The sequence below is a fragment of the Citrobacter sp. wls757 genome, assembly GCF_005280935.1.
Taxonomy (GTDB): domain Bacteria; phylum Pseudomonadota; class Gammaproteobacteria; order Enterobacterales; family Enterobacteriaceae; genus Citrobacter; species Citrobacter portucalensis.
This window is the reverse complement of record NZ_SZWU01000015.1, coordinates 118877-123906: the sequence shown is the minus strand read 5'-3', so window position 1 is coordinate 123906 and position 5030 is coordinate 118877. Positions and strand designations below refer to the sequence as shown.

The window sequence follows — 5030 nt, the reverse complement described above, 5'->3', positions numbered from 1 at the left end:
GAGCCGTAAAACAGCCCGGTACCAATTGCTGAACCTAATGCCATAAAGCGGATGTGCCGGGTGCTCAGCCCACGCTTTAGCTTGTTATTACTTTCCATCGATTCCTAACCTGTTAACACAATAAAAAAACCACGGGGCCATGTTAATAGCCCCGTGGTTAAAACTTATTGTCAGTGATATTAGTGTGCGCTGGAGGTCACTTGTCGACCCGCGGCGCGATCCCAGATAACTGCCAGGACCACCATCACGACTGTTGGCATCAACCACGCCAGCCCCTGCTCCGCCAGCGGTAAACGCTGGGTCCAGGCCGGTAACACGTCGCCAATTGCAGAAGCTTTAATGCCATCAAGGATACCAAAAATCAGGCTGATAAACATCGCAGGAGCAATGACGCGGGAAGAATTATGCCACCATGAGCGGGTAAAGCTTAATACAACCAGTGCGATACATGGCGGATAGATAGCCGTCAGCACCGGAATAGAGATCTGAATCAGATGGCTCAGACCCAGGTTAGAAACCACCATCGAGAAGCCGCCGAGGATAAATACCAGCGTGCGATAAGACAGTGGAACGTACTGGGCAAAGAACTCTGCGCACGCACAGGTCAGGCCAACCGCGGTGACCAGACAGGCGATGAAAATCAGCGCCGCCAGCAGGAAGCTTCCTGCACCGCCAAAGGTGTGCTGAACATACGCATGCAGAATCGCCGCGCCGTTAGCAGACTGATCGACCAGAATCGCGCTATCTGAACCCAGACGGAACAGCGCGAGATACAGCAGCGTTAAGCCCACACCCGCCATTAAACCCGCCCAAACGGTATAACGGGTCAGCAGACGCGCTTCAGTAACACCACGCGATCGAGCGGCGTTAACGATAACAATACCAAACACCATCGCGCCCAGCGTATCCATGGTCAGATACCCGTTCACGAAGCCATTAGAAAACGCCGCAGTTTGATAGGCTTCCATCGCATTACTGATCGGGCCTGCTGGCCAGACGATTGCAGCGACAGACAGGACCACCAGCGCCAGAATTTTCAGCGGTGCCAGGAAATTACCCACCGTATCCAGCAGTTTGCCCGGATAAAGCGAAACCAGAATGACAATCGCGAAATAGATAACGCTATAGATAAACAGCGGCAGCGCAGAGTCACCAGTCAGCGGTGCAATCCCGACTTCGAAAGAGACCGTCGCGGTACGCGGGGTAGCGAATAACGGCCCAACGGCCAGATAGCAAACGGTCGCCAGCAGCAGACCGGCAACTTTACCGATAGGCGTGCTCAGTCGGTCCACACCACCGCCGACTTTCGCCAGCGCGACAACGGTAAGAACCGGCAGGCCAACGGCCGTAATCAAAAAGCCAAAAGCCGCAGTCCAGACGTGTTCACCTGCCTGCAAACCAACCATTGGGGGGAAGATGATGTTACCTGCACCAACGAACAGTGCAAATGTCATAAATCCCAAAGCGATAATATCGCGCGATTTTAACTGATGGGTCATAAAGTCTTACTGCCTGTGGATGTGGTGTTGAAAATAGTAAATTTTTGCCTTTCCCTGGGGGACAATACAGCGGCATTTTTGCTCAATTCCAGCGGGAAACACTCCCGACCTGGCGCGGCGAAGAATAGTTTTTCGATTTACCGCGTAAATGCAGTCGGTATGACAGCACCTGGAGCGCAATTTAAACGCTTATAACGTTTTAAAGCAAGGTGGGATCCAAAAACCAGAACAATATAGCGATATGAAAAACAGGGTTAGCACAAAACACCATTTCATGGAAAAAGGTATGGGTAATAGTTCGAACAAAAAACAATCAAACGTCGTGAAATTCAGGAGGCATCTATTGACCACATAAAAAAAACCAGCTTGCGCTGGCTTTTGGAAAGATTATCTTACGAATACGTCTTAGCCGTTACTTTTGGCAATGAAACGTTCCGGGATCATGAAACTAAATCGCGTCCCTTTGCCTGGTTCGCTTTCGATGTTCAAACGGCTGTCGTGATGATGCAGCGCATGTTTCACGATGGCCAGACCCAGCCCGCTACCGCCCGTTTGTCGCGATCTCGCCTTATCCACACGATAAAAACGTTCAGTCAAACGTGGAATATGCTCGGGGGCAATGCCCGGACCGTTGTCTTCCACGCAAAACTCCGCCCCCGACGCCACATGCTGCCAGCGTACGGTAATGTGCGTTCCCGCTGGTGTGTGGTTCACCGCGTTGTACACGAGATTCGAGATAGCGCTACGCAACTGCTCCTCGTTGCCTCGCACATTCAGGCTGTTATCGACATCAAAGGTAAACGTATGTTTATGCTGGCTCAGGGTTTGCGCTTCGTGCTCGATCACGCGCAGCATCATGGGTACATCGACTTTCTCATTCAGCTGCAACGTCGGCGCAGCTTCAATTTTTGACAGCGTCAGCAGCTGTTTCACCAGGCCTTCCATACGGTACGTTTGTTCACGCATGGTATGCAGTGCTTTTTCGCGCGTTGTCCCTTCCAGCGGATGCTCCTGCATCATTTCCAGGTAGCCTTGCAGCACCGTCAGCGGTGTGCGCAACTCATGGCTGGCGTTGGCGAAAAAGTTACGCCGTGAACCTTCCAGTTGGTGCATCTGGGTAACGTCGCGCGCCACCATCAACAATTGCTTATCGGTATAGGGCATCACGCGAATTTCCAGATGCCGTCCGGTATTGAGCACCAGATTGATTGGCCGGCTAAAATCGCGCGTTTTCAGATATTGTGTGAATTCCGGGTAGCGCAGCAGGTTAAGAATATTTTGCCCGCTATCGTCCGGCCAACGCAGTCCCAGAACCTGCTGAGCCAGTCCGTTACACCAGAAGATACCGCCTTCTTCGGTGGTCAACACCACCGCGTCGGGTAGTGATTCCGCCCCGCTGCGAAAACGTTTAATCAGGTTACCCAGTTCTCGACGGCGCTTTTTGTTGCGAAGCTGCATTTGATGCAGCCCATATAACAACGGCTCCCAACTGCCTCGCCCCGGCGGCGGCGTCATACTTCTGTCGACCCATAACCACCAGGATAAACGTAATAAATTCCAGAAATGCCAGATAAGCAGGCCCGTTACCGACGCCAGTAAAAACCAGGGCAGGTAACCGAAAAAAGCGCTAAGGATAAATGCCGGTATGCAGCACAGGATCAGCTCCAGTACCAACCTTTTCCATGACAATCGTTCTAGCAAACGTCTTACTCCATAAACGGCCTAATCCATCAGGCCCTGATTCTTGTCAGTCAGAAGCGGGTCGAAAAACGATATCCCGTCCCACGAACTGTCTGCACCATACGATCGTGTCCGCTGTGCTCCAGCGCTTTACGTAAGCGGCGGATATGCACATCCACTGTCCGGTCTTCTACGTAGACATTGGTTCCCCAGACATGATTGAGGAGTTGTTCACGACTGTATACGCGTTCGGGGTGAGTCATAAAGAAGTGCAACAGTTTGAATTCGGTCGGCCCCATATCCAGCGGTTCTTCGCCGGTCATTACGCGATGCGAAGTGGGATCAAGACTCAGCCCCTGCATCTCAATAACCTCTTCCACCGCCATGGGGGAAATTCGACGCAGCACAGCTTTAATACGCGCCACCAGCTCCTTGGGAGAAAACGGCTTGGTAATATAGTCATCCGCACCGGTTTCCAGACCCCGGACGCGATCTTCCTCTTCTCCCCTCGCCGTCAGCATCATCACGGGGATGTCCCGCGTCATGGCTTCGCGCTTGAGATGCTTAATAAACTGTAGACCCGAGCCGCCGGGAAGCATCCAGTCAAGCAGGACGAGATCCGGCCAGGGTTCATTGAGTTGGTTCACAGCACTGTCATAGTCTTCGGCTTCTACGGGTTGAAAACCGTTTTGCTCGAGCACGAAGCAGACCATTTCACGAATTGGAGCTTCATCTTCTACGACCAGAATACGTCTCGCCATGATTTGCCCTGTTTATAATTAAATCGTTTGCCATCAATACGGTGCCATTATGCGTCAGTTTTATGACAGATTTATGAAAAGATAGTCCAGGTTTAACGCAGCCAGACGAATTATGACAGCCCGGAGACAAGATATTACCGTCTCTGAAAGGTTATAATCCCCGCCACTGTTTTATCGTCATGGAACTCTTATGCGCATCCTTCACACGTCTGACTGGCATCTGGGCCAAAATTTCTACAGCAAGAGCCGCGCCGCTGAACATCAGGCCTTTCTCGACTGGCTGCTGGAAACGGCACAATCCCAGCAGGTGGATGCCATTATTGTGGCAGGCGATATTTTCGATACCGGCTCACCGCCAAGCTACGCCCGTGAGCTGTATAACCGTTTTGTCGTCAATCTGCAGCAAACTGGCTGTCATCTGGTCGTGCTGGCAGGCAACCACGACTCCGTCGCCACGCTCAATGAGTCCCGCGATATTCTGGCGTTTCTCAACACCACGGTCGTTGCCAGCGCCGGCCATGCGCCGCAGGTGCTGCCGCAACGTGATGGCACGCCGGGAGCGATCCTGTGTCCGGTTCCTTTCTTACGACCACGTGACATCATTACCAGCCAGGCCGGGCTAACCGGACAAGAAAAACAGCAGCATCTGCTGGGGGCGATCACCGACTATTACCAGCAGCAGTATCAGGACGCCTGCACGCTGCGTGGCGATCGAAACCTGCCCATCATTGCGACCGGCCATTTGACCACCGTTGGCGCCAGTAAAAGTGACGCCGTACGTGACATTTATATCGGTACGCTGGACGCCTTTCCGGCGCAAAACTTTCCACCCGCGGACTACATCGCACTGGGGCATATTCACCGGGCGCAGATTATCGGCGGCACGGACCATATTCGCTACTGCGGTTCACCGATTGCCCTCAGTTTTGACGAGTGCGGCAAAAGCAAATGTGTACATCTGGTGAGTTTCGAAGCGGGGAAACTCAGCGCCGTTGAAAATCTCACTGTACCGGTCACCCAGCCGCTTGCGGTACTGAAAGGCGATTTAGCCGCCATTACCACCCAGCTTGAACAGTGGCGTAACGTGCCA

At 52.7% G+C, this 5030-nt stretch carries 4 protein-coding genes and 1 pseudogene; 1 reads left to right on the top strand and 4 read right to left on the bottom strand.

Going from position 1 to position 5030, the window contains the following annotated elements:
• From FDW94_RS23755 to phoB, 4 genes and pseudogenes are all read right to left on the bottom strand, one after another.
• Nucleotides 1–98 (bottom strand): annotated as a pseudogene (locus FDW94_RS23755) (hypothetical protein); the annotation flags it as partial.
• An 81-nt stretch (nucleotides 99–179) separates the two neighbouring features.
• Nucleotides 180–1499 carry a branched-chain amino acid transporter carrier protein BrnQ gene (brnQ, locus tag FDW94_RS02395; protein ID WP_003021501.1) on the bottom strand — a complete coding sequence of 440 codons (1320 nt, stop codon included), beginning with the start codon at nucleotides 1497–1499 and terminating at the stop codon, nucleotides 180–182.
• A 405-nt stretch (nucleotides 1500–1904) separates the two neighbouring features.
• Entirely contained in the window at nucleotides 1905–3200 is a 1296-nt protein-coding gene (gene phoR, locus FDW94_RS02385) for a phosphate regulon sensor histidine kinase PhoR (RefSeq protein WP_003830971.1), read from the bottom strand.
• A 50-nt stretch (nucleotides 3201–3250) separates the two neighbouring features.
• Nucleotides 3251–3940 carry a phosphate response regulator transcription factor PhoB gene (gene phoB, locus FDW94_RS02380; protein WP_003830970.1) on the bottom strand — a complete coding sequence of 230 codons (690 nt, stop codon included), beginning with the start codon at nucleotides 3938–3940 and terminating at the stop codon, nucleotides 3251–3253.
• Between the two features lie 190 nt (nucleotides 3941–4130).
• Here phoB and sbcD point away from each other — a divergent pair.
• Nucleotides 4131–5030, top strand: a 900-nt coding sequence (sbcD, locus tag FDW94_RS02375) for an exonuclease subunit SbcD (protein WP_249358251.1), incomplete at its 3' end; no start/stop codon positions are given.